We start from the raw sequence: 21,574 nt of genomic DNA on the forward strand, positions 1-21,574 counted from the left end.
GATCCGTTCTATCCGGCCGGCTCGCGAATCGGGCATATCGCAGGCCATGCGCATGCCGGTGCTCAGCCTGTCCGCGATGCTCCTCCTGCCCGCCCTCGCGGCGGCCGCGGCGCCGGCGGCCGCTCCGGCCGATCCCCGCGCGCTGGAGCTGGCGTGGCACCGCTGCCTGCGCGAGGCCTCCGCGCATCAGCCCGCGGGCCAGAGCCGCGCCGGTGACGAACGCAACGCTCTGGACGAGTGCAAGCCCCGCGAGGACGCGCTCGTGGCGGCCCTGATGGCCGCGAGCCGCGCCGAGGATCCCCGGCCCGGTACGGTCTGGTCGCGGACATGGGCCGCCTTCGTGGAGCCGCTGACCGCCTGGTTCGGCGGCTTGCGGCGCTGAGCGCGCCGCAGCCTCCCGGTCAGGAGGTCGACCACTCGCGCTTCACCTCCTCGGCCGGCCGATCAAGGTGGACCTTGCCGCCCGTTACGGACTGCACGAAGTCGAGGGGAATGTAGTGGTGCAGGCCGCCTGCGGCGGCGTCGCTCTTCGTCAGCTTGATCTCGCCCTTGTCGACATGGTCGACCGTGCCGACATGGGCCCCGTCCGAGCCGACCACCTCGGCATGCTCTTGGATCTGCGCGACATCGACCATCGTGATCCTCCCTGTTCGCGGCGACAACCGGCCCGGTCCGGTGGCGTTCCGGGTGACGGCCGCGCGACGCGGATCGATCGGTTGAGGGGTTTGAGAACCAGGTTGGTAACGCGTCAGGCGCCGCCGATTCCGGTCGTCACCTTGCCCGATCCCTGACATTCAGGGCAGGTCTTGTCGTCGATCCTGCCCGTGCCGCCGCAGGCCCGACAGAGGTTCTCGCCGGTTCCGGGCGTGCCAGGAGGGGCTTCGTCGCCGGGTTTGCCAGGATCTGTGTCGCTCATGGATACCTCCCTTTTCAAAGGCAACCGAGAGCGGAGGACACTGTTCCTGTGCTGGGCCTCCGCGGCGTCGCACCGTGTCGGCTCTTCCGAACCGCCCTTCGTGCGAGAAGTTAGGCTTCCATGACCGACCAGACCCCCACGCCGCATCCGGACCCGGTTGTCGAGGCGCGCCGCCGCGAAATCGCGACCGAGCACCTGCTCTTCGGGACGATCCGGTTCCTGGCTCGGCGTCACCCGGAACTTCTCGATGAGCTTGAGGTCAGCCTTTCCCATCTATGGGACAAGGTCGAGGGCGAGGCGCGGGACGATGCGGCCGTGCGCAAGGTCGCCAGCCGCATCATCAAGAGCCTGCGGGCCACGCGGTGAGTTGACCCGGGTCCGGCGTTACCGCTGGGCCCCGTCGTTCAGGCGAATGGTCGGGATCATCTCGACGGCCTTCGCGGTCACGCGCTCGAAGGCGTCGCCGGTCAGGCCGCGTTCCGCCGCCAGCTTCCTGATACGCTCTGCATGCTGTGAAAGTGTAAGGCCGAAGTAGGTCTTCTCTGTCGCCTGTTCGACAGCCGCGTTCGCCACTCTTCAACTCCTGTCTGTGGTAAGTTTGGGGCTGCTGATTTGGGCGAAGGCGCGTGCCTCTTCAAGCCCAGAAACAGCATGGCACCCCGGCCATGAGCGGCTATCAATCCTATCACAGCCCCGCGCCGGAACGCAGTCGCAGGGAAGCCGGCGGGACCGATCGCATGCGCGGTCCTGCTTGGCGAGCCAAGCTGTCCTGAGGTCATGGGCCGGCATCCGGGCAGCATGCCGGCGCGGCCGTGGGAGACCCTAGCGCGTGCAGCCGATGCAGATGCCCCGGGTGATCGCGTCGTTGCGCTCCTCGGTGGCGTTGCGCCGCTCGATGCTGCCGGTCTCGTTGGGACCGAGCGCACCCGGATTCGGCACCGTCTGACCGGTGGCGGTCGTGTGCGGGGCCTTCGCGGCGGTGGCGGGACCGCCTCCGGTTCCCGTCTGGCTCACGGGTTCCGCCCGGGCGGGGATGGCGGCCAGGGCCAGGATCGTCGCCATCGCGAGTGTCTTGGATCTGCGCATCTGAATCTTCCTGCACCTGTCTGCGTCCGTATGCAGCAAACCGACGCACCCGCGCGCCCGAAGTTCCCGGCGTGCAGGATCGCGGCGGCCCGGTTGAGCGGTCACCGCGAAGGAACTCCGATTTTTTGCCCTCGGCGCCGTCCGTTCGCCTTCAGGGGTACGCGCTAAGCAATTTTGACAACTGTTGTTGTGGCTAAAAGCCCGAACCTTGACCGTGTGACGACTGGAGGACTGCGCGATGAACCCGACCGTCAAGGCCGTTCTGCTGAACGAGCGGGCCACCGTCCTGTCGGCCATTGCGGCGCGCGAGGGGACCATCTCCGACCTGCTGGTCCAGCTCAACGGCGTCGAGAACGACATCTGGCGGCTCCGCCACCGCCTCATCGACCTCGAAGCCTACCTGGTCGGCCATCGGGTCGATCTGCCGGACGACGTGGCCGGACCCTGCGCTGCTGAAGGCTCACCCGACACGGAGGCCCCGCAGAGGCCCGCTCTCGCGCTCCAGGACGAGGATCGGACGGGCGACACGCTGAACCTCCCCGCCTGCAAGCCCCTCGCGGATTTCGTCCACCCCAGGGCCGCGAAGCGGAAGGGCTTCGCGGACGCCACCGCCCGCCACGTCGAGAACGCCTGAGGAGGGGGAGCGGTCATGCGGACGCGCCGGGCAGGGGAGCGGAACCGGCCGGGGTGTGCGCCGGGTGAGCGGGCCCTGCCGGAGTGCCTGACGCGCTTCGTGTCGGGCAGGCTGATCCGATATCCCGACCCTCCGGCTGCCATGACGGCGCCCGGATGGATCGCCGGTCCGCTCCGGGACATCGCCACGGCTTTGCTCGTCGCGATCATCGTTACCCTGGTCGGCGGTCAGATCCTTCAGGCCTGGTGACTCGACCGGACGGCGTTCCGCCGCGCCCCCTGACGGCACAAAGTCCATGGCCTATGAGGGTCCGTGAGGATCCGAAGGGGATGGACGGATGGGCTACGGCGACGGTTCGAGCGCGCCGAACGCGAAGATGGCAGAGGTCCAGCGCCTCGCGACGGCGCTCGCCGCCCGGGTGCGCTATGCGCAACTCGTCGGGCGGCCGATCTACGAGGCGCAGATCGCCGCCCTCGTCAGTGCCGCGCGTCTGTTGGACGAGGAGAACGCACCCTGGCCGCCGATGGTTGAGGAGGTGCTGACGGAGCTCGCCAAATCGATCGACGGGGCCGATCCGGCGGAGGCCGGTGAGCCTTGAAGGCGCGGCGGCGAGAGCCATCCTTGTCCCAGAGACCCCAAAACCGAGCAGGTGCGTGATGGAGCAGGACACGCCGGCCGTCGATCGGACGGCCCGCACGATCGCCGAGAACGTCCACGTCGCCTATTGGCGCCAGGCCTTGGGGACGAACCACCCGCAGATCGAGCAGACGATGCTCGCCCGCCTCGTCGAGGCGATCCGGCCGGAGATCCCGGGGGGCTCACCCGGGGCGATCATCGACGCGGCCAACGCCGTGCTGGACGCCCTGGAGCAGCAGAACCCGGGCCTGCGCGGCCCCCGCATCAGCGCGCTCGACCGGGCCGACGGCGCGGTGGGCATGGCCGCGTCCGGCACTTGAACCCGCGACCCGGTCCGGCGGGGCGGCGCCCAGGTCAGGCGGGGACCTCGGCGATCGAGCGCGGCTCCCGGACGGGCTGGCCGCCCGCCTCGCGCCGGAGGCGGGCCATCTCGGGATAGGCCCGGAGCCGGGCCCGGTTGACGGAGCCCAGCGGCCGGTGCGCCGCGAGGCTGTGCGAGACGCAGAAGGACAGCGCCTCGTCCACATAGGCGCGCCGCCCGGGGCAGAACGCATCCTGCCGGGGGAAGCGGAGGCGGGCCACCGTCTGGTAGGGGCTCTCGTCCTCGGGCCAGGCGACGCTGGCATCCTCCACCGGCATCCGGTTCAGGTCGGTGCAGAGCTGTACGCGCACGTCGAATTCCGCGTCGTGGTCCCGCAGATAGCCCACCGTGGCCGTGCGCAGGGCGTCCGGGTCGCGGGCCGTGTCGACCGTCGCGTCCGCGAGCATCCTCTGGGCGGGACCGACCGGGACGACGGCGAGCTTGGCGATGGAGTCGCCGAAGCGGAGGGGCGCCTGCGAGAAATAGGCCTCCGCCAGGGGATGCACCCGGGGGTGTCCGAAGAAGTCGAGCAGGGCGCTGCCGGCGCCGACGGAGTCGAGCGCCGCGTTTCCGGCCCGCGCGACCGACGAGACCGCCGCCTTGACGCCGTCCGGGATCTGCGGGCCGTGCTCCAGCGCGACCTGTTCGGCCAGGACTGTCGGGCGGTCCCGGCCGCGAAGCGGGGCCCGCTGTCGAGCACGAAATCCTGCGTCAGCTCGCCCGCGTGCTCGGGGAGCATCATGCCCGGAACGCCGATCACCTCGAAGGAGAAGCCGCGCTGGGTGGCGACGGCGTCGGGCGCGACCTCGCCGGGAACGTTGGCCAGCCGCGCCACCACGGGGTAGCGGCCCGGCTCCGCGAACAGCCCCTGCCGGAGCCAGGGCGGCAGGTTCGGCAGCACTTCGAGCTCGCCGACGGCCGCACCGTGCATCCTGCCGTGCGAGGCGCGCACCGGCCGGCCGAAGGTTTCCAGGTTGCGGCCGTGCAGCCGCTGCTGCGAGGCGAGGATCTGATCGATCACCGTGTCCTCGTCCGGCGCGATCGTCTCGACATCGGCCCGGTAGCGCACGTAGCAGAGGTCGGCCGGGCTGCGGGGGATGCGCTGGCGGCGGTCCCGGGCCTTCAGCCAGTAGGCCGTGTCCAGGATGATCACCGGCGCCACCGCGAGCGCCGCCGCGAGGGTGCGGCCCCGCCTCGGGTTGGACGGTATGGCGCGCGCCGCCAGCAATCCGCCGTCGAGGAGGTCGCCCGCCACGCGCAGGCCGAGGTGCCGCTCGTGTTCGTCGGCGGCCAGGATCGCCACGCCGGAGGCGATCTCGCGTAGCCCATAGAGCTGGATGGTTCTTTCGTGGCCCTCCAGTCCGGTCGCCTCGGCGACGCGCCGCGGCGCGAAAGTCTCGGCGAGACCGAGGCCGATCCCGAACCAGGCCAGCCCCCGGGCCACATTCCGGTCATCCATGGCCGATCCCGTCCCGCGCAGCCGCCGATCCATGTGCGGCCAACCGGGCGGCTCCGACCCTGTTCCGCGCTGGGCCCGGCCAGGAACTTCGGCATGACGGGCTGATTGAACAGATGGGTGCGGGCGAAGCGCGTCCCCGGTCGCGACCGCGTGCGGTGGCGGATTTCTCCTCCGAAGATCTCCCGCTGGAAAGCAATCGCCGGATGATCCTGAGCCTGCAGCCCGTGCAGGTCGCGACGAACAGCGACGATGCTGAGAGTCAGCTTGTCTTCGCGGACGGTTTCCTGGTCGCGATCCTGGTCCGCCTTTCCGGCCAGCACGGCGACGACGCCGGGAAATGGTTTCTCGAAGCAGGCTTCGGCCCGATCGACCTCCTCGCGCCGCCCCTCTTCGCGGATCTCGGTGTGGCGCGGACCTGGATCACGCGCCAGTTGACCGCCGGCCCGTGAGCGCGGGCCGGGACGGGCCGGCGATCAGGTGAGCGTGCCGAGCCAGCGCAGGGAATGCCGCAGGCGTGCGGCGCCGTCCCGGGCGAACCAGAGCCCGTGCGCGAAGATGACCCGCTCGGGTTTCAGCGCGACGAGCTCCGCCGCGGCCCGCGCGGCCGCCCGTCGACGCAGCTTGATCACGAGGCGCAGGTACGGGGGCGGTTCGCCGTGCGGCGCGGTCATGCGGGCGAGGCGCAGGAACGGGCGCACGAGCGCCGGCATCTTCGCCGGCTCCAGGTTCAGGACGAGGTCGGTCAGGATCAGCGTCCGGCTCGCCCCGTGGAAGAACGCGACCTCCCGGAAGGAGAAGCCGCCCGGGACGACGACTTGGCGTAGGTCCGCCGCCCATTCAGGGGGCGCCGCGTCGTCGAGCACGCGGTCGATCCGCAGGCCGGAGCGACGGACCTGCCCGCGCTGACGCAGGTTCGGGGCTGCCCAGGTCAGCGCCTGCGGGCAGTGGGTCTGCCAGTCCTTCAGGAAGGTCCAGTGTGCGATGTTCGGCGCGACCAGATGGCGGATCGGCCCCAGAGCCGCGATGTCCTCGTGCAGGCGCGCGTCGTAGCGCGTCGGCGAGTGCAGCCAGAGTGAGCCGTCGCGCAGCCGGATGACGGTCATCCGGACGGGGAGGGGAATGCCGAGGGCCCGGAGCGGGCCGCTATCCACGATCCAGATGCCGTCGGCCACGGGCTTGAGGACGTCGAGTGGGGGATAGGTCGCCTCACGCAAGAACCACAACCTCCCACCTTCCGGGGCCCTTCCGGCGCCACGACCCGCAGAACGGGGAACCGCGTGCCAGGGCCAGATATCCCGGATGGATCGACGCAGGCGGCTCTCGTCGTCCCGTACCTCAGGCGCGCACGCAATCCGGCGCCGCAGACTCGACCGGGCGGGTCTGGACAGCGCGCAGCAGCGCGATCATCAGCCCCAGGATCGTCAGCACGTCGCAGGTGAGGCCGAAGACCGAACCGACCAGGAGGTTGTGGCCCGCCCAGCTCGAGGAGGCGCCGAGGAAGAGCAGGCGCATGGTCTGCGGAGCCTCGTGCAGGCGCGCCGCCGTGGCGAGGAGCGTCCCGAAGGCCGCGCAGGCCGACGGCCAGCCGGTCCAGGTGCCGGCGGTCAGGCAGGCCGCCGCGAGGGTGCTCGCCGCGAACAGGGGCGGAACCCAGCCGCTCCGGCCCGGCGTGCCGAGGCAATGTAGGGACACGAGGCTCTGCGCCACCGAGATGGCGCACATCGCCGTGCCGGTGAGCGCCCCGAGCATCCAGTAATGCGCGCCGAAGCAGGCCGCACAGGCTGCCGATGCCAGAAGGATCCGGTCCCGCCGCGGCATGAGGCCAGCAATAAAGCCCAGGGTCAGGCCCAGCGATCCAAAGAGATCGAGGTGCATCGTGGCCGCAGTGTGCCAGGAATATAGATAATCGACGGCGTTCATCGTCAGCGCCCAGCCGGCGCGGGGGCGCCGTTCCCGCCGGTTGCGCTAGGTTTCCATGGTAATCAGTTGGTTAACGTTGCGCCGACGCGCGATCACGACGATGCGAGGGTGGGACCCGTGCCGCAGCTCTGGACCGAAGCCGAATACCGGGCCGCGAACGCGATTCCGTATCGAATCATACGGATCCCAGGAAAGTATTTACAGCATGTGCGTTGAAGAGTTGGCGTATTAACATAGATCAATCGCAGGATCCTGGCCAATCTCGGGGGAACATTGCCCGTGCTGTCCGGTTTCCCCGGGACTTCAACTCAGGACGACACCTCGGCGTCTCGGCCGGTGGTGTGTGCGATCGTGCCTGACAGTGGCGGCGTGATTCACCTCTCCCATGCAGCTTCCCACGAATGACGACCGTCATCCCGTTGCCGAGCGCTTCCGGGACTTCATTCAGCATGCGCCGTTCCCATGCGTGGGCGCCAAATCCGCCCTCTCACGCGGCCAGATGAAGATGATGGTCGCCCGCGACATCACGTCGGGCTGGGACGATACCCGCATCTATCCGGCCCTCCTGGCCTTCATCTGCCGCTACCGGGCGCAGCCGAACCTGTTCCAGAGCTTCGTGGTGCTGTTCGAGGGACCGCGTTCCCTTTCGGAGGAGGCTTTCGAGGCGGCGCTGTGGGAGCGGGTCCAGTCGCTCTCCGACAAGGATCAGTGCCTCGGCCAGAACTACGACCCGCGGGTCGCGTCGGATCCGGAAGATCCGCATTTCTCGCTGAGCCTCGGCGGCGAGGGCTTCTTCGTGGTCGGGCTGCATCCGGGGGCGAGCCGCCGCGCCCGGCGCTTCGAGACGCCGGCCCTGGTGTTCAACCTGCACGACCAGTTCGAGCGGCTGCGCGCGGAGGGCCGCTACGAGCGCCTGCGCACGTCGATCGTCGACCGCGACGCCGCCTGGACCGGCTCGATCAACCCGATGCTCGCCCAGCATGGCGAGCTCTCGGCGGCCCGGCAATTCAGCGGGCGCGTGGTGCCGGATGACTGGGCCTGCCCGTTCCGGCGCGGAGCGGCGGTGGCGCCCTGGGATGCCCAGCAGGTGGCCGAGGATCTCTCATCCGGCGCCTTCGTGGCGTCCCAGATGGACAGCTGAGGACCGGCCGATGACGCGATCCAATCCGTTCCCCCAGGACGAGAACGCCGTGCTGGCCCTCGCGCGCGCCGTGCGCGACACCGGGTACAGCTTCACCACGGTGACTCCGGCCACCCACGCCCACGTCAATGCCCGGCCGCGGAACGCCGAAGCGAAGAGCCTGCGCGACGTGTTCGGGTGGAGCCGCCCGTTCCGGGCCGACCTGCTGCCCGGGCCGATCCTGCACCTGATGCGGGAGGCGGGCGCTGTGGCTGAGGACGGCGCGCTCCTGCGGCCGACGATCCGGTTCTCCAGCCTCGACGGCGAGCTGTTCGCCCACTCCTCCTATCCGCCGAGCGCCGCGGAGGCGGTGTTCTTCGGGCCCGACACGATGCGCTTCGTCTCTGCGGTGATCGATCATCTCGACCACCGGGCCAATCCCGTGCGCCGGGCCGTCGATATCGGCTGCGGCTCCGGGGCGGCCGGGATCTGCGTCGCCAAGCGGGCCCCGGGCGCGGAGGTCGTGCTGGTCGACATCAATCCGGCCGCCATGCGGGCGGCGCGCGTCAACGCCCGGCTCGCCGGGACGGACGGCGTCGAGGTCCGCCGCAGCGACATGCTGCGCGACGTCGAGGGTCAATTCGATCTCATCGTGTCGAACCCGCCCTTCATGATCGACACCGCGGAGCGCGCTTATCGGCACGGCGGCGGCCCCCTCGGGGCGGGTCTGTCGCTGGCCGTGGTGGAGCAGGCGGTCGAGCGCCTCGCCCCGGGCGGCAGCCTCGTCCTGTTCACCGGCGCGGCCATCGTCGAGGGGCAGGATCCGTTCCGCGAGGCGGTGGCCGAGGCCTGCGACCGCGCCGGCCTGGACTGGACCTACCGGGAGTTCGACCCGGACGAGTATGGCGAGGAACTGGCGACCGCGGCCTACGACGACGTCGAACGGCTCGCCCTGGTCGTGCTCACGGCGACACGTCCATGAGCGAGGCGTTTCTCCGGGATGCCCTGGCGGGCCTGATGGCCGAGCCGAAGACGCTGCCGGGCAAGTACCTCTGGGACGAGACCGGCTCCGACCTGTTCGACAGGATCTGCCACAGCGCCGACTACTATCCGACCGCGCAGGAGATGGCGCTCCTGCCCCGGGCGGCAGCCGAGGTGGCCCGCGCGGTCGCGCCTGGCACGACCGTCGTCGAGTTCGGCAGCGGCGCGAGCCGCAAGATCCGCACGCTCCTCGATGTGCTGCCCAGCCCGGCGGCCTACGTGGCTATCGACATCTCGGGAGACTATCTCAAGGCGGCGATCCGGCGGCTCGCGGCGGATTATGCGCACATTCCCATGGTCCCGGTCTGCGCCGATTACTCGAAGCCGGTGCAGCTGCCGGTCACCGCGGGGCCCGGCGGCACCCTGGGCTTCTACCCGGGCACCAGCATCGGCAATTTCGATCCGCGCGAGGCCGGCCTGTTTCTTGAGCGCGCGCGTGCCACGCTGGGTCCGAGCCTGTTCCTGGTGGGCGCGGACGGTACGACCGATCCCCAGCGCCTGGAGCGTGCCTATGCGGGCGCCGACGGGCTGATGGCCGCCTTCCACCGCAACATCCTGACGCGCCTCAACCGCGAATGCGGCGCCGATTTCGACCCCGAGAATTTCCGGCACACGGTCCGGCTGCTGTCTGAACCCTTCCGCGTCGAGGCGCATCTGGTGGCGATCCGGCCCGCCACCTACCGCCTGGGCGACCGCAGCATCGCGTTCGCCGCCTCTGAAAGCGTCCGCACCGACACCTCGCACAAGTATACGGCGGACGTGTTCCGCGCCCTGGCTGCCGCGAGCGGCTGGCAGCCGCGCGCGCTCTGGCAGGCGGAGGGCGGCAGCTTCAACCTGCACCTGCTGCAGGCCGAAGCCTGATCCGCGGCTTTACCCGGCCTGGTAAGGCATGTGCTTGCCGTCATGGGCCGCGCCCGACGCAAGGGACTGCGTCTCCGGCGCACGCTGCTGGTCCCGCCGCGGAGGCGGATAGTCGGTGAGCGGCCGCCACGGTGTCGCCGCGGCACCCAGACGGACGCTCTCCGGCCGCATGAACAGCCAGACGGCGACGGCCATCCACGGAACGACGAAGAACACGAAAGCGGCGAGACCCACGGCGACCCTCCCAGGACCGGTGCGAGATCGGTGATCGGGGAGGAAAACGCGGGATCGGCTGCCGTGGATCCCGCGCCGCCGCGTCGTCACTCCGGCTGATCGCCCGCCGCCTGTTCGGGGGCCGCGCGGCCGGCCGGCAGGACGAGATCGCCCAGCGCCACGCGCACCGCATCGAGGCCCGCGACCCCGTGCATCAGGGCGATCTCCCCCCGCTGCTCGTGCCGGATCCCCTGCGCCATGATCCGCAAGCGGAGGTCGTCCGCCCGGCCCATCGCGTCGTCGGCCATCTCGATCGCGCCGGCATGGTGGAAGGTCATGAGCGCCACAAACCGCGCGTCGAAGGCCGGCCCGCTCATCCCGCGCAGGACATCGATCTGCTCGGGCTGCAGCATGCCCGGCATGGTTTCCCGGTCGTCCGGCGCGCAAATCTGCGACGCGTCGCCGAACCAGCTCCGCCACCACTGGTCGAAGACCTTGTTCTCACCGACCTGCGCGGCGGCGATCAGGCGCGCGACGGCCCGGAGGTCGCCGTCCTGCGCGCGCTCCGCGCCGAGCTTCGCAAGTTCGATCCCCTGGGCGTGGTGGGCCATCATGCGCCGCATGTAGCCCTGGTCGTAGGCCGCATCCTGCCCCGTCCAGGGCAGCTCCCGGCCCTGCCAGCCGAGGAAGGCCAGCACCCCGAGGGTGGCCATGCCCAGGACGGCGCAGCCGCTCCAGCCGGCCGCGAACCGACGATGGGGCGAGGAGTGCCGCCCCGCCACCGCGTCCCGCAGATACGGGAACAGCGGGTAGAGCGAGGCCGAGGTGACGTGGACCAGGAAGCCGATCCAGTAGGGCTGCTCCAGCGGGAAGATCGGCTGCCAGAAGGGCAGGAGCGGCACCAGGAGCAGCCACTCCGTCGCGGAGGTGAAGAGCGCCCAGAACGGCGCGATGAGCAGGATCGTCCAGGGGCCAAGGCGGGCCGTCCAGCGCCCGAGCAGGCCGAAGAACACCACCGCCCAGGAGAAATCCGCCCATTGGTGGAACAGGATGCCGGTCAGGATCGCCGGCCAGGACGGTTCCACCTGCAAGGCCGGATCGCGCAACGGGATCGCGGCGACCACCATCCAGTCGACGACCGCGTCGCGGCCGATGCGGGCGGCCGTGAACTGGCTGACGAGGGTGGAGAACGTGCTGCTGAACAGGCCGAGCAAGGCTGCGGCGCGCCAGTTGATCCCGGTCTCGCTCGACCAGAAACGCCCCACGATCCCGTTCACACGCTGCCCCGCCTCGCGATCGGGACTGCCATAGAGGGCCGGGGCCGTCCCGGCGACAGCCTATGTTGGAGATCGTCCCGCCGCGCACACCCGCCGGAGATCGGTGGCCCGCCGCGGGCACAGGGTGATCGGGCTGGAGCGCGGTCGGGTCGGGACCTACAAGGGGCTGCCGTCGCACCGTGGGGCGCGACACGATCCGTCCGGGAGAGACGTCTGCGCGTCCGACCCGTCCTGCTGGGAGTTAAGAGGTGGCTGATCTCTCCGGAAAGACCGTCCTTGTCACGGCGGCGGCGCAGGGGATCGGGCGTGCGAGCGCGCTCGCCTTCGCCCGGGCCGGGGCGCGGGTCCACGCCACCGACATCAACGCGGCCGCGCTCGGCGAACTTCGCGCCGACACGCTCAGCACCGCGGTTCTCGACGTGCTCGACGATGGCGCCGTCACGGCGCTCGTCGAGCGGATCGGGCCGGTCGATGTGCTGTTCAACTGCGCCGGGGTGGTCCATGGCGGTACCATCCTGGAGATGCGCGAGACCGATCTCGACTTCGCCATCGACCTCAACGTCAAGGCGATGATCCGCACGATCCGGGCCGTGCTCCCCGGCATGCTGGAACGCCGCGACGGCGCCATCGTCAACATGGCCTCCGTCGCCTCCTCGGTGAAGGGCGTGCCGAACCGCTTCGCCTACGGCCTCACCAAGGCGGCGGTGATCGGCCTGACCAAGTCGGTCGCCGCCGACTACGTCGGCCAGAACATCCGCTGCAACGCGATCTGCCCCGGCACGGTGGAGAGCCCGTCGCTGCAGGAGCGGATCCGCGCGCAGGGCGACTACGAACAGACCCGCGCCGCCTTCGTGGCCCGGCAGCCGATCGGACGGCTCGGCACGCCCGAGGAGATCGCCGATCTCGCCGTCTATCTGGCAGGCGCGACCTACACGACCGGCCAGGCCGTCGTGATCGACGGCGGCTGGACGATCTGACCCGCGCGGGGCCGGGTCTCAGAACCGGGCGACGAGCCCGACGCCGCCGATCATCAGGGCGCCGCCGAGGAGGCGCCACAGGCTCGCCGGGTGTTCCTTGAAGCCGACCAGGCCGAAATGGTCGAGCAGGATCGACGTGACCACGCCCGCCGTGACGATCAGCCCGAGGAAGGTGGCGGCGCCGATGGCCTTGGAAATGTAGAGCTGCGCCATCGTCAGGCCGGCGCTCATCAGGCCGCCGAGCCAGGCCCACCAGGGGACCTGCGCGAGGCGGTCCACACCCGGCAACCCGAACTGGCCCGTCACCAGCATCGCCACGGCGATCGTGGCGATGCTGACCACGAGACTCACGACGCCAGCCAGGAGCGGCCGCGCGAGGGACTTGGCGAGACCCGCGTTCTGGCCCGGTTCGATCGCGGTCGCGACGCCCGCGAGCAGGGCGAAGCCGTAGAGGAAGAGCATGCTTGAATCCTGAGGGAGCGGGACATTCGGATCGTCAGCCGGGTCGTCAGAACACCGCCACGAGGGCGACGCCCGCGACCATCAGGACGCCGCCGAGGACGCGCCCGCGGCCGGCGCGATGGCGCTCGAATCCGACGAGGCCGTAATGGTCGAGGAGAATCGAGCCGATCACGCCCGCCGTGATGACACAGCCGAGGAACGGCGCGGCGCCGACCTGTTCCGAGACATAGAGCTGCGCCAGCACGACCGCGGCCCCCAGAACGCCGCCGGGCCAGGCCCACCACGGGACGCTCGACGTGGCGCCGGCACCGGACTGGCCGCGGAGTCGGACGACGATCACCGCGCCGAGGAAACAGACGATCGACAGGGCGAAGCAGAAGAGGCCGGCCAGCATCGGCTGGCCCGTGACCTTCGCCAGCGTGGCGTTCTGGCCCGGCTCAATGGCGTTGGCGACGCCGGCCAAGAGGGCGATGCCGTAGAGATACCACATGGGCTGTCTTGGTTGTCCCGGAGTGGGGAGAGGCGGGCGCACCGGGCGGACACGGCCGCGATGGTCTGCTGCGAAACCCACCGGCATCCCGGATGACTGCATCACATCGGCGAGATGCTGCCGGGACAGATCGACCCAGGCCGCAGCCTGCCGGGTTGGCTGACGTTTCCGGCAACCGGGACGGGAAAGGTTTGGCCGTTCGCGCGGTTTGCAACCGACAGCCCGAGTTGATGATGGACGCCCAGACCCCGACGATCAGGACGACGGGGCAGGACCGTCAGGTGGAGCTGACGCTGCGCGGCATTGCGCTCGGCGCGGCGATCACGGTCGTCTTCATGGCCGCCAACCTCTACATGGGGTTGAAGACCGGGATGACGTTCTCGTCCTCGATCCCGGCCGCCATGATCTCGATGGGGGCGTTCCGGCTGATGGGCGGGGCCGGCATCCTCGAGAACAACATCGTGCAGACGCAGGCCTCGGCCGCCGGCACGCTCTGCAACGTCATCCTGGCGCTCCCCGGACTTGTGCTCGTCGGGCACTGGCACGGTTTCCCGTTCTGGCAGACCACGGCCGTCTGCATGCTGGGCGGCCTGCTCGGCGTCGCCTTCTCGATCCCCCTCCGCCGGGCCCTCGTCGCGGGCAGCGACCTTCCCTACCCGGAGGGCGTGGCCGCCGCCGAGGTGCTCAGGACCGGCCACGAGGAGGAGGGTGGCCACGGCCTGCGCGACCTGCTCGGGGCCGCTGCGGCCGCCGGGACGATCGGGTTCGCCACCAGCGGGCTGCGGATCCTGGGCGACGGGCTCAACGGTGCGGTCAGCCTCGGCGGGGCCGCGTTCCGCACCGGAACCGGCTTCTCGCTGGCGCTGGTCGGCGTCGGCTACCTCGTGGGCATCGGCGCGTGCCTGGCGCTCCTCACCGGTGTCGTGATCGCCTGGGGCATTGCGGTGCCCGTGCTCACCCTGATGTCGCCCGACCCCGCCAAATCCGCCGGTGAGGCCGCCGAGGCGGTCTGGTCCGGTCAGGTGCGCCTCATGGGTGCCGGCATCATCGCGGTGGGCGGCCTCTGGACCGTGGGATCGCTGGCGCGCCCGATCCTGGCGAGCATCCGCTCGGCCCTGTCCGGCAGCGGCGGTCTCGGAAAGGACCATCCGCGCGAGGAGCGGGACCTGCCGATCACCTGGGTGGCCGCCGCGACGCTGGCGCTCGCCGTGCCGCTGGCGCTCCTGTTCGGATTCTTCGCGCAGCCGGCCGATCTCGGCGGCCTGATGATCGTGCTCGCGGTGGCGGCGACCCTGTTCACGATCCTGTTCGGCTTCCTGATGGCCGCCGCCTGCGGCTACCTCGCGGGCCTGCTCGGATCCTCGTCGAGCCCGATCTCGGGGATCGGCATCCTGACCACGATGGCGACCGCGCTGCTCCTGCCCCTGCTGCTCGGGCATTCCGCCGGACCGGAGGGCGACCGGTTCGTCACCGGCATGGCGCTGCTGCTCACGGCGGTCATCATCACGACGTCCTCGATCGCCAACGACAACCTGCAGGATCTGAAGACCGGGCAGGTCGTCGGTGCCACGCCCTGGCACCAGCAGGTCGCCCTCATCCTCGGCGTCGGGGTGGGCGCCGTGGTGATCGCGCCGCTCCTGTCGCTCCTCTACGAGGCCTACGGCTTCGTGGGCGCGCCCTCGCACGACGGCCAGAATCCGGGAAGCGCCATGCCGGCGCCTCAGGCGGCCCTGATGACGCAGATCGCGAACGGCATCGTTCATCGCGAACTGCCCTGGAGCATGGTGCTGATCGGCGCCGGGCTCGGCGTGGTGCTGGTCGCCGCGGAGACCTTGCTGAAACGGCGCAATCTCACCTTTCCGGCGCTCACGGTCGGGATCGGCATGTACCTGCCGCTCTCCGTGGAGATGACGATCGCCATCGGCGGCGTGCTCGGCTGGATCGCCGAGCGCCGGCTGCGCCGCGGGAAGGGCGACACGAGGGCCGACAAGGTGGTGGGGGCCGCGCGCCGCCGCGGCGTCCTCCTAGCTTCCGGTTTCCTGGTCGGGGAAAGCTGCGTCGGCGTCCTGCTCGCCGGGACCGATCTCCTCGCCGGGCACAGTTCGGCCCTCGCCATCGCGGGCGAGGGGTTCGCACCCTACGCCACGGGGCTCGGCCTCGCGGTCTTCCTGGGCGGGCTCGCCGTCTACCTGCGGATGGTCTCGACGGACCCGACTGGGCCGCGGGCGCGGCCGGCCGCCTGATGCAACATGCGTTGGTGCCGGACCGGCCGGAATGAACCATCCTGCCCCGCGCCGTCGGACCGTCCGGATGCCGCAGCCGGGAGAGCGGAATGGGAGCGGTTGAGACCCGGGACCGCGTCTTCCCCTTGAGCGCCGGCATCCTCTTCGGACTCGGTCTGGGAGGGTTCTTCGACGGAATCGTGCTGCACCAGGTCCTGCAATGGCACCACATGGTGAGCAGCTGGTACCCGATCGACTCGATCCCGAACCTCGAGTTGAACACCCTGTGGGACGGCATCTTCCACAGCACGACCTACGTCTTCGTCGTCCTGGGGCTGTTCCTCCTCTGGCGCACCGCCCACCGGTCGCATCTCCACTGGTCCAACAAGCTGCTGACCGGGTCGCTCCTGATCGGCTGGGGCCTGTTCAACCTCGTCGAGGGTGTGGTCGACCATGAGGTCCTCGGCGTGCACCACGTCAACGAGCTGATGCCGCGAGCGCAGTGGCTCTACTGGGATCTCGGCTTCCTGCTCTGGGGCGGCGCCATGCTGGCCGCGGGCCTCGGTCTCGTGCAGGTCGGCCAGACGGAGCAGGAATCCCGGCGGGCGGGAGCACGCCGGTGAGGCCCGGACAGGCCAGCCCCGGCCTCCGGCCGGCCCTGCCGTGGCTCGCTTTGCTGGTGGGTCTGATCCTCGCCACCCTGCCGGCCTGGCGGCCGCTGCTCTTCGGAACCGCGCTGACCCTCGACGACCTTCTGAGCCTGCGCTGCAGGGGGTGGTGACCGGCCGCCCCGGGGCAGGCTCTCCCGCGAGGCGGCTTCCGCGTTCACATCTGCGTCTCGTCCGCGCCGAGGAGCGTGCGGATGAAGCGGCGGGTGCGCGGGTCAGCCGGCTGGACGAACAGATCGGCGGGCGGGCCCTGCTCGACCACCGTGCCACCATCCAGGAAGACCACCGTGTCGGCGATGCGCCGGGCGAGGCGCAGGTCGTGCGTCGCCATCAGCATGGTCATGCCTTCGCCCGCGAGGCCGGCCAGAACGTCGACCACCTCGGCTGCGAGTTCCGGGTCGAGGGCCGAGGTCGGCTCGTCGCAGAGCAGCAGGCGCGGGGAAGGGGCCAGCGCCCGGGCGATTGCCACGCGCTGCTGCTGGCCGCCCGACAGGTTGGCGGGCCAGTCCGCCGCCTTGTGGGCAAGGCCGACGCGCTCCAGCAGCGCCACCGCCCGCTCCCGCGCCTTCCGCGGCGGCCACTTGCCGACGGTGATGAGCCCCTCCGTGACGTTCTCGATCACGGTGCGGTGGGGAAAGAGCTGGAAGGTCTGGAACACCATGCCTGTCTGGCGTCGCACCGCGAGCACGTCCCGCCGCGACGGCGGCGCCCCCGGCCGGAAGGTGAGGCGGATATCCCCGAGGGTCAGCGTCCCGGCCTGCGGAACCTCCAGGAGGTTCACGCAGCGCAGGAGCGTCGACTTGCCCGAGCCTGACGGGCCGATCAGCGCCGTGACGCGCCCTTCCGGGACGCCGAGGTCGACGCCCCGCAGGACCGCGTTGGCCCCGAACCGCTTCTCGATGGCCGACAGGGCGATCACGCGCGCGCCTCCAGGTAGCCGCCATAGCGCCCGAGGTGCCGTTCCAGGAGCGTCTGGAGCCAGGACAGGAGCGAGGACAGGACGAGGTAGATGAGCGCGGCCTCGATGTAGAGGATCAGCGGCTCGTAGGTGACGGCGACGATGCGCTGGGCCGCCTGGAACAGTTCGGGCACGGTGATCGCCGCGGCCAGCGAGGTGTCCTTGACGAGGGCGATGAAGGAATTCGCCAGCGGCGGCACCGCGACCCGCGCCGCCTGCGGCAGGATCGTGCGGCGCATGGCTTGGCTCGGCGTCATGCCGGTCGCGTAGGCCGCCTCCCACTGGCCCTTCGGGATGGAGCCGATGGCGGCGCGCACGATCTCGGACGTATAGGCGCCGACATTGAGCGTGAACCCGATCACCGCTGCCGGGAAGGCGTCGATCAGGATCCCGGCGCTCGGCAGGCCGTAGAAGATCACGAAGAGCTGGACGAGGAGTGGGGTGCCCCGGAAGATCCACACGTAGAGCCAAGCCAGCGCCGCCAGCGGGCGGGGCGCGAACAGGCGGGCGAGGGCTGTCCCGAGCCCGAGCCCCAGGCCCAACGCGAAGGCGATCAGCGTCAGCGGCACGGTGAAGCGGAGGCCGGCTTCGAGCAGCGGTCCGAGCGACTGGAGCATGAGATCGAGCCAGTGCGGCACGGGCGGCGTGTCCTTTCGGGCGTACGGGCTATGCAGCTTCGGCGTCCGGGCGCGTCCTTCGCCGGGGCGGATGTGGCGCGGGTCCCCCCTCCCGCACGGGAGAGGGGGCTCGATGCGCTCTCTCATCGGCGGCGCGCCCGGACCCGAACGGCCCGAAGGCGAACAGGAAGGGCACCGCGAGGGGTACTCTCCGGCCGGTCTACTGCGAGACGTCGGCGCCGAAGTACTTCTGCGCGATCGCCGCGTAGCTGCCGTCGGCCTTGATGTCCGCCAGGGCCTTGTCGAGCGCGGCCTTCAGCGCGGGATTATTCTTGCGCAGCAGGATGCCGGACGCTTCGGCATCCGCCTTCTCGGCGACGATCTTCACGGGGGCGTTCGGCTTCTGCTTGTGGAAGTCGAGAAAGGACAGGCTGTCGTTGATCGTGGCATCGGCCCGGCCGGTGACGACCAGCTGGATCGACTGGTCGAAGCCGTCCGTGCCGACGAGCTCGGCCCCGGCCTCTGTGGCGAGGCGCGCGAAATTGCTGGTCAGGCTCTGCGCCGCCTTCTTGCCCTTCAGGTCGGTGAAGGCCTTGATGTCCGCCCGGTCGGCGCGGGTGATCAGCACGGCCCGGGAGCGGATATAGGGCTCGGAGAAGTCGAACTTGGCCTGACGCTCCTGGGTGATGCCGACCTGGTTGATCACCACGTCGTAGCGCTTGGCATCGAGCCCCGCGATCAGGCCGTCCCACTTGCCTTCGAGGAATTGCGCGGTGACGCCGAGCGTCTCGGCGACCTTGCGGCCGATCTCCACGTCGAAGCCGACGAGCGCCCCGGAGGCGTCGTGGAACGTGAAGGGCGCGTAGGTGCCCTCGGTGCCGATGCGCAGGGTCTTGGCGGCGCGGATCGCGTCGAGGTCGTCGGCCTGCGCGGGGCCACCCAGGAGAAGCGCCGAGACGGCCAGCATTGCGGCCACGCCCGTCGAGAAAAGTCGCATCCGTAATTGCTCCGACTCGAGGATAATGTTCTCTCGCCGCCGATGAAGTCGATCTCGGCTTCGCGCGTGCATCGCGTCAATGAATCGAGTCGGGTGGTGCTGGCAAGGGGCAGGATCGACAGGCGCGGATCTCTGCCCCGTCGGGGCGCTTTACTCCGGGGCGCGGCTTCTTCATCCATCGGCATCTGGGACGCATCAGCCGACCGGCCGCCCGCGCGGGCTGCATTGTCCCCGCCGGTCGCTCCGCTTCCCGACAGCGGCGCGCCGGGTTCGTGCTAGATGGGGGCGGGTCCCGATTCCCCGACCGAGTCAGGCGCCGGGGTGCGGCCCGCTCGACGGAAGGATCGCGCATGACCTCGCCCGCTCAACCCTACCGGGGCGTCTTCCCGGTCGCCCCCACGGTGTTCGACGCCTCCGGCGCCCTCGATCTCGACGGGCAGCGCCGGGCGATCGACTTCATGATCGACGCCGGCAGCCAGGGCCTGTGTATCCTGGCCAACTTCTCGGAGCAGTTCGTCCTCACCGACGACGAGCGCGAGGCCGTCATGCACGCCGTGCTGGAGCATGTGGCCGGCCGCGTGCCGGTGATCGTGACGACGACCCACTTCGCCACGCAGGTCTGCGCCGAGCGCTCGCGCCGCGCTCAGGCCGCCGGGGCCGCCATGGTGATGATCATGCCGCCCTATCACGGCGCCACGATCCGCGTGCCGGAGCTGGGCATCTACGACTTCTTCCGCGCCATCTCGGACGCGATCTCGATCCCGATCATGATCCAGGATGCGCCGGTGGCGGGCACCCCGCTCTCGGCCGCGTTCCTCGCCCGCATGGCCCGCGAGATCGCGAACGTTGCCTATTTCAAGATCGAGACCGCAGGCGCCGCGGCGAAGCTCCGCGAGCTGATCACGCTCGGCGGCGATGCGGTGGTCGGCCCCTGGGATGGCGAGGAAGCGATCACCCTGATGGCCGATCTCGATGCCGGCGCCACGGGGGCGATGACCGGCGGCGGCTATCCGGACGGGATCCGGCAGGTCACCGACGCCTACGCGGCGGGCCGCCGGGACGCGGCGATGGACGCCTATGCGCGCTGGCTGCCGCTGATCAACTACGAGAACCGGCAATGCGGGCTGCTGGCCTGCAAGGCACTGATGGCCGAAGGCGGCGTGATCGCCCACGAGACGGCGCGCCTGCCGATCCAGCCGCTTCATCCGGCGACCCGCGCCGGCCTGATCGAGCTCGCCCGCCGGAACGACGCGCTGGTGCTGCGCTGGGGGCGGTGACGCAGGTAGGGGGCGCTCAGCTCGCGCGTCCGAGCACGGCGGAGAGGCGCTCCACCGCTTCCCGCGCCAGGGCCGGGCTGATGGCGAAGCAGATCCGCACCAAGCCCTCGCCCTCCGGCCCGAAGGCGGTGCCGGGCGCCACCCCGACCTTCGCCTCGCGCAACAGGCGTAGCGCCAGGTCGAGACTCGGCTCGTCGCCCCCCAACCGGGCCATGAGATAGAACGCCCCGTCCGGCGGCGCGACGGTGACGCCCGGCAGCCGGGAGAGCCCGTCCACCAGGATCGCCCGGGCCTCGGCGCAGCGGTCCACCATGGTGCGGATGAAGCCGTCGCCCTCATCGAGGGCCGCGATGCAGGCGTGCTGGACGAAGGTCGAGATCGAGGTCGTGCTGTACTGCCCGAGCTTGGCGAAGGTCGGCGCCAGCCCGCGCGGGAAAATCAGCCAGCCGGCGCGCCAGCCGGTCATCGCCCAGTTCTTGGAGAAGGTGTTGGTCACGATCAGCCGGTCGTCTGCGGTGCAGATCTGCAGGAACGACGGCGCGATGCGGTTCCCGTAGGTGAAGTGCGCGTAGACCTCGTCCGAGAGGATCCACAGGCCGCGCGCCCGGGCGAGGTCGCGCAGCGCCTTCATCTCCGAAAGCGGCATGGTCCAGCCGGTCGGGTTCGAGGGCGAGTTCACCATGATGACGCGGGTGCGGGGCGTCAGCGCCGCCTCGATGTCAGCGAGCGGCAGGGCGAAGCGCCCGTCCGGCAGGGTCCGATAGGGGACGGTCACGGGCACGCCGCCGGCAATGCGCACCGCCTCGCGCAGGTTCGGCCAGGCGGGGGAGGGGATGATGATCTCGTCGCCGGGCTCCAGCAGCACCTGCGCGGCCTGCATGATCGCGTTCATGCCGCCAGCCGTCACCGCGAACCGGTCGGGCGGGATCTCCACGCCCCAGTGGCGGGCATGGTAGGCGCCCAGCGCCTCCCGCAGGGCCGGTAGGCCGAGCGAGGTCGTGTAGCGCGTATGCCCGGCCAGCATCGCCCGGTGCGCCGCCTCGACGATGAAGGGCGGCGTCGGCAGGTCGCCCTCACCGATCCAGAGCTTCACGACCTCCGGATCGTCGCGCCCGCGGTCCGCCACGAGGCCGATCTGGCTCGTGCCGATGCCGCGGATGCGCGCCGACAGGGCGGCCGCGAGATCGACGGACGCGGCGGAAACGACGGAATCGGTCATGGGTTCGCGACTGCTCTCCTCGCGCCGGGATGCGGGCGATGCCGCGCGCCGCAGCAGGCCGATGGCGGGCATCGCGCCTGCAGGATCCCGATAGATGGGTGATCGGCCGGACCCTGACGGGTTCGGGCCGGCACGTCCAGGCCTGGAGAGGCAGATCCGGCCG

Annotated in this window: 31 protein-coding genes; 15 read left to right on the forward strand and 16 right to left on the reverse strand. The window is 70.6% G+C overall.

What is annotated here, in order from left to right; genetic code table 11:
- Nucleotides 1–52: 52 nt before the first annotated feature.
- Complete coding sequence (locus tag ACYCO6_RS34875) at nucleotides 53–382, forward strand: hypothetical protein (protein WP_459768042.1); 330 nt, start codon at nucleotides 53–55, stop codon at nucleotides 380–382.
- 19 nt (nucleotides 383–401) lie between these two features.
- Here the strand turns inward: ACYCO6_RS34875 and ACYCO6_RS34880 are convergent, their stop codons facing one another.
- Both ACYCO6_RS34880 and ACYCO6_RS34885 read right to left on the reverse strand, forming a co-directional pair.
- Nucleotides 402–635 carry a DUF2171 domain-containing protein gene (locus tag ACYCO6_RS34880; RefSeq protein ID WP_459768044.1) on the reverse strand — a complete coding sequence of 78 codons (234 nt, stop codon included), beginning with the start codon at nucleotides 633–635 and terminating at the stop codon, nucleotides 402–404.
- A gap of 113 nt (nucleotides 636–748) precedes the next feature.
- Entirely contained in the window at nucleotides 749–916 is a 168-nt protein-coding gene (locus ACYCO6_RS34885) for a hypothetical protein (protein WP_459768046.1), read from the reverse strand.
- Nucleotides 917–1,036: 120 nt separating this feature from the next.
- On the opposite strand from ACYCO6_RS34885, the gene ACYCO6_RS34890 reads away from it, so the two are divergent.
- A complete protein-coding gene (locus ACYCO6_RS34890) occupies nucleotides 1,037–1,282 on the forward strand; it encodes a hypothetical protein (protein WP_459768048.1) in 246 nt (81 codons plus the stop codon).
- A gap of 18 nt (nucleotides 1,283–1,300) precedes the next feature.
- Here ACYCO6_RS34890 and ACYCO6_RS34895 read toward each other — a convergent pair whose 3' ends face one another.
- Nucleotides 1,301–1,489 (reverse strand): hypothetical protein, encoded by a 189-nt coding sequence (locus ACYCO6_RS34895; RefSeq protein WP_459768055.1) that lies wholly within the window; start codon nucleotides 1,487–1,489, stop codon nucleotides 1,301–1,303.
- Between the two features lie 249 nt (nucleotides 1,490–1,738).
- Nucleotides 1,739–2,002: a hypothetical protein gene (locus tag ACYCO6_RS34900; RefSeq protein ID WP_459768058.1), complete on the reverse strand. Its 264-nt coding sequence runs from the start codon at nucleotides 2,000–2,002 to the stop codon at nucleotides 1,739–1,741.
- A gap of 238 nt (nucleotides 2,003–2,240) precedes the next feature.
- On the opposite strand from ACYCO6_RS34900, the gene ACYCO6_RS34905 reads away from it, so the two are divergent.
- The 4 genes from ACYCO6_RS34905 (at nucleotide 2,241) to ACYCO6_RS34920 (ending at nucleotide 3,592) form a co-directional block, all read left to right on the forward strand.
- Nucleotides 2,241–2,636, forward strand: coding sequence for a hypothetical protein (locus ACYCO6_RS34905; protein WP_459768060.1), 396 nt, complete (start codon nucleotides 2,241–2,243; stop codon nucleotides 2,634–2,636).
- A 15-nt stretch (nucleotides 2,637–2,651) separates the two neighbouring features.
- The gene (locus ACYCO6_RS34910; protein ID WP_459768062.1) at nucleotides 2,652–2,885 is read left to right on the forward strand and encodes a hypothetical protein; all 234 of its coding nucleotides are present in this window, start codon (nucleotides 2,652–2,654) and stop codon (nucleotides 2,883–2,885) included.
- Nucleotides 2,886–2,973: 88 nt separating this feature from the next.
- Entirely contained in the window at nucleotides 2,974–3,234 is a 261-nt protein-coding gene (locus ACYCO6_RS34915; RefSeq protein WP_459768064.1) for a hypothetical protein, read from the forward strand.
- 58 nt (nucleotides 3,235–3,292) lie between these two features.
- Nucleotides 3,293–3,592, forward strand: a complete 300-nt coding sequence (locus ACYCO6_RS34920) for a hypothetical protein (protein WP_459773865.1) — start codon at nucleotides 3,293–3,295, stop codon at nucleotides 3,590–3,592.
- Between the two features lie 34 nt (nucleotides 3,593–3,626).
- Here ACYCO6_RS34920 and ACYCO6_RS34925 read toward each other — a convergent pair whose 3' ends face one another.
- Together ACYCO6_RS34925 and ACYCO6_RS34930 are read right to left on the reverse strand one after the other, a co-directional pair.
- Entirely contained in the window at nucleotides 3,627–3,944 is a 318-nt protein-coding gene (locus ACYCO6_RS34925; RefSeq protein WP_459768066.1) for a hypothetical protein, read from the reverse strand.
- On the reverse strand, nucleotides 3,917–5,092 hold the full coding sequence (locus tag ACYCO6_RS34930) for a hypothetical protein (protein WP_459768068.1): 1,176 nt from the start codon (nucleotides 5,090–5,092) through the stop codon (nucleotides 3,917–3,919). Before ACYCO6_RS34930 ends, ACYCO6_RS34925 begins: the two co-directional genes overlap by 28 nt.
- Before the next feature lie 155 nt (nucleotides 5,093–5,247).
- Between ACYCO6_RS34930 and ACYCO6_RS34935 the strand changes: the two genes are divergently transcribed.
- A complete protein-coding gene (locus ACYCO6_RS34935; protein WP_459768070.1) occupies nucleotides 5,248–5,541 on the forward strand; it encodes a hypothetical protein in 294 nt (97 codons plus the stop codon).
- 24 nt (nucleotides 5,542–5,565) lie between these two features.
- Here the strand turns inward: ACYCO6_RS34935 and ACYCO6_RS34940 are convergent, their stop codons facing one another.
- The gene (locus ACYCO6_RS34940) at nucleotides 5,566–6,306 is read right to left on the reverse strand and encodes a DUF4336 domain-containing protein (RefSeq protein WP_459768072.1); all 741 of its coding nucleotides are present in this window, start codon (nucleotides 6,304–6,306) and stop codon (nucleotides 5,566–5,568) included.
- A 121-nt stretch (nucleotides 6,307–6,427) separates the two neighbouring features.
- Nucleotides 6,428–7,012: a YgjV family protein gene (locus tag ACYCO6_RS34945; protein WP_459768074.1), complete on the reverse strand. Its 585-nt coding sequence runs from the start codon at nucleotides 7,010–7,012 to the stop codon at nucleotides 6,428–6,430.
- 385 nt (nucleotides 7,013–7,397) lie between these two features.
- On the opposite strand from ACYCO6_RS34945, the gene gntA reads away from it, so the two are divergent.
- Genes gntA through egtD form a run of 3 tightly spaced genes read left to right on the forward strand, consistent with a single transcriptional unit; the run spans nucleotide 7,398 to nucleotide 10,034 of the window.
- Entirely contained in the window at nucleotides 7,398–8,153 is a 756-nt protein-coding gene (gntA, locus tag ACYCO6_RS34950) for a guanitoxin biosynthesis heme-dependent pre-guanitoxin N-hydroxylase GntA (RefSeq protein WP_459768076.1), read from the forward strand.
- Nucleotides 8,154–8,163: 10 nt separating this feature from the next.
- Nucleotides 8,164–9,114 carry a methyltransferase gene (locus ACYCO6_RS34955; protein WP_459768078.1) on the forward strand — a complete coding sequence of 317 codons (951 nt, stop codon included), beginning with the start codon at nucleotides 8,164–8,166 and terminating at the stop codon, nucleotides 9,112–9,114.
- Complete coding sequence (egtD, locus tag ACYCO6_RS34960; protein WP_459768080.1) at nucleotides 9,111–10,034, forward strand: L-histidine N(alpha)-methyltransferase; 924 nt, start codon at nucleotides 9,111–9,113, stop codon at nucleotides 10,032–10,034. The genes ACYCO6_RS34955 and egtD overlap by 4 nt, the downstream gene beginning before the upstream one ends.
- Before the next feature lie 9 nt (nucleotides 10,035–10,043).
- Here egtD and ACYCO6_RS34965 read toward each other — a convergent pair whose 3' ends face one another.
- Both ACYCO6_RS34965 and ACYCO6_RS34970 read right to left on the reverse strand, forming a co-directional pair.
- Complete coding sequence (locus tag ACYCO6_RS34965) at nucleotides 10,044–10,268, reverse strand: hypothetical protein (protein WP_459768083.1); 225 nt, start codon at nucleotides 10,266–10,268, stop codon at nucleotides 10,044–10,046.
- A gap of 86 nt (nucleotides 10,269–10,354) precedes the next feature.
- Nucleotides 10,355–11,524, reverse strand: coding sequence for a DUF305 domain-containing protein (locus tag ACYCO6_RS34970; protein ID WP_459768085.1), 1,170 nt, complete (start codon nucleotides 11,522–11,524; stop codon nucleotides 10,355–10,357).
- 248 nt (nucleotides 11,525–11,772) lie between these two features.
- Between ACYCO6_RS34970 and ACYCO6_RS34975 the strand changes: the two genes are divergently transcribed.
- Nucleotides 11,773–12,501: an SDR family oxidoreductase gene (locus ACYCO6_RS34975; RefSeq protein WP_459768087.1), complete on the forward strand. Its 729-nt coding sequence runs from the start codon at nucleotides 11,773–11,775 to the stop codon at nucleotides 12,499–12,501.
- 18 nt (nucleotides 12,502–12,519) lie between these two features.
- On the opposite strand, the gene ACYCO6_RS34980 is transcribed toward ACYCO6_RS34975, so the two are convergent.
- Both ACYCO6_RS34980 and ACYCO6_RS34985 read right to left on the reverse strand, forming a co-directional pair.
- Entirely contained in the window at nucleotides 12,520–12,963 is a 444-nt protein-coding gene (locus ACYCO6_RS34980) for a DMT family transporter (protein WP_459768089.1), read from the reverse strand.
- 46 nt (nucleotides 12,964–13,009) lie between these two features.
- Nucleotides 13,010–13,453: a DMT family transporter gene (locus ACYCO6_RS34985; RefSeq protein WP_459768091.1), complete on the reverse strand. Its 444-nt coding sequence runs from the start codon at nucleotides 13,451–13,453 to the stop codon at nucleotides 13,010–13,012.
- 233 nt (nucleotides 13,454–13,686) lie between these two features.
- On the opposite strand from ACYCO6_RS34985, the gene ACYCO6_RS34990 reads away from it, so the two are divergent.
- The 3 genes from ACYCO6_RS34990 (at nucleotide 13,687) to ACYCO6_RS35000 (ending at nucleotide 16,456) form a co-directional block, all read left to right on the forward strand.
- On the forward strand, nucleotides 13,687–15,696 hold the full coding sequence (locus tag ACYCO6_RS34990; RefSeq protein WP_459773866.1) for an OPT family oligopeptide transporter: 2,010 nt from the start codon (nucleotides 13,687–13,689) through the stop codon (nucleotides 15,694–15,696).
- Nucleotides 15,697–15,785: 89 nt separating this feature from the next.
- A complete protein-coding gene (locus tag ACYCO6_RS34995) occupies nucleotides 15,786–16,298 on the forward strand; it encodes a DUF2243 domain-containing protein (RefSeq protein WP_459768093.1) in 513 nt (170 codons plus the stop codon).
- Entirely contained in the window at nucleotides 16,295–16,456 is a 162-nt protein-coding gene (locus ACYCO6_RS35000; protein WP_459768095.1) for a hypothetical protein, read from the forward strand. Before ACYCO6_RS34995 ends, ACYCO6_RS35000 begins: the two co-directional genes overlap by 4 nt.
- 44 nt (nucleotides 16,457–16,500) lie before the next feature.
- On the opposite strand, the gene ACYCO6_RS35005 is transcribed toward ACYCO6_RS35000, so the two are convergent.
- The 3 genes from ACYCO6_RS35005 to ACYCO6_RS35015 form a co-directional block, all read right to left on the reverse strand.
- On the reverse strand, nucleotides 16,501–17,262 hold the full coding sequence (locus ACYCO6_RS35005; RefSeq protein ID WP_459768097.1) for an amino acid ABC transporter ATP-binding protein: 762 nt from the start codon (nucleotides 17,260–17,262) through the stop codon (nucleotides 16,501–16,503).
- Entirely contained in the window at nucleotides 17,259–17,939 is a 681-nt protein-coding gene (locus tag ACYCO6_RS35010; protein ID WP_459768099.1) for an amino acid ABC transporter permease, read from the reverse strand. Before ACYCO6_RS35010 ends, ACYCO6_RS35005 begins: the two co-directional genes overlap by 4 nt.
- A 199-nt stretch (nucleotides 17,940–18,138) precedes the next feature.
- Nucleotides 18,139–18,915, reverse strand: coding sequence for an amino acid ABC transporter substrate-binding protein (locus ACYCO6_RS35015; protein ID WP_459768101.1), 777 nt, complete (start codon nucleotides 18,913–18,915; stop codon nucleotides 18,139–18,141).
- 350 nt (nucleotides 18,916–19,265) lie between these two features.
- Here ACYCO6_RS35015 and ACYCO6_RS35020 point away from each other — a divergent pair, with 350 nt between their 5' ends.
- Nucleotides 19,266–20,192: a dihydrodipicolinate synthase family protein gene (locus ACYCO6_RS35020; RefSeq protein WP_459768103.1), complete on the forward strand. Its 927-nt coding sequence runs from the start codon at nucleotides 19,266–19,268 to the stop codon at nucleotides 20,190–20,192.
- Nucleotides 20,193–20,208: 16 nt separating this feature from the next.
- On the opposite strand, the gene ACYCO6_RS35025 is transcribed toward ACYCO6_RS35020, so the two are convergent.
- On the reverse strand, nucleotides 20,209–21,411 hold the full coding sequence (locus ACYCO6_RS35025) for a pyridoxal phosphate-dependent aminotransferase (protein WP_459768105.1): 1,203 nt from the start codon (nucleotides 21,409–21,411) through the stop codon (nucleotides 20,209–20,211).
- Between the last annotated feature and the right edge of the window lie 163 nt (nucleotides 21,412–21,574).

It is taken from the genome of Methylobacterium sp. CM6257, assembly GCF_054611515.1.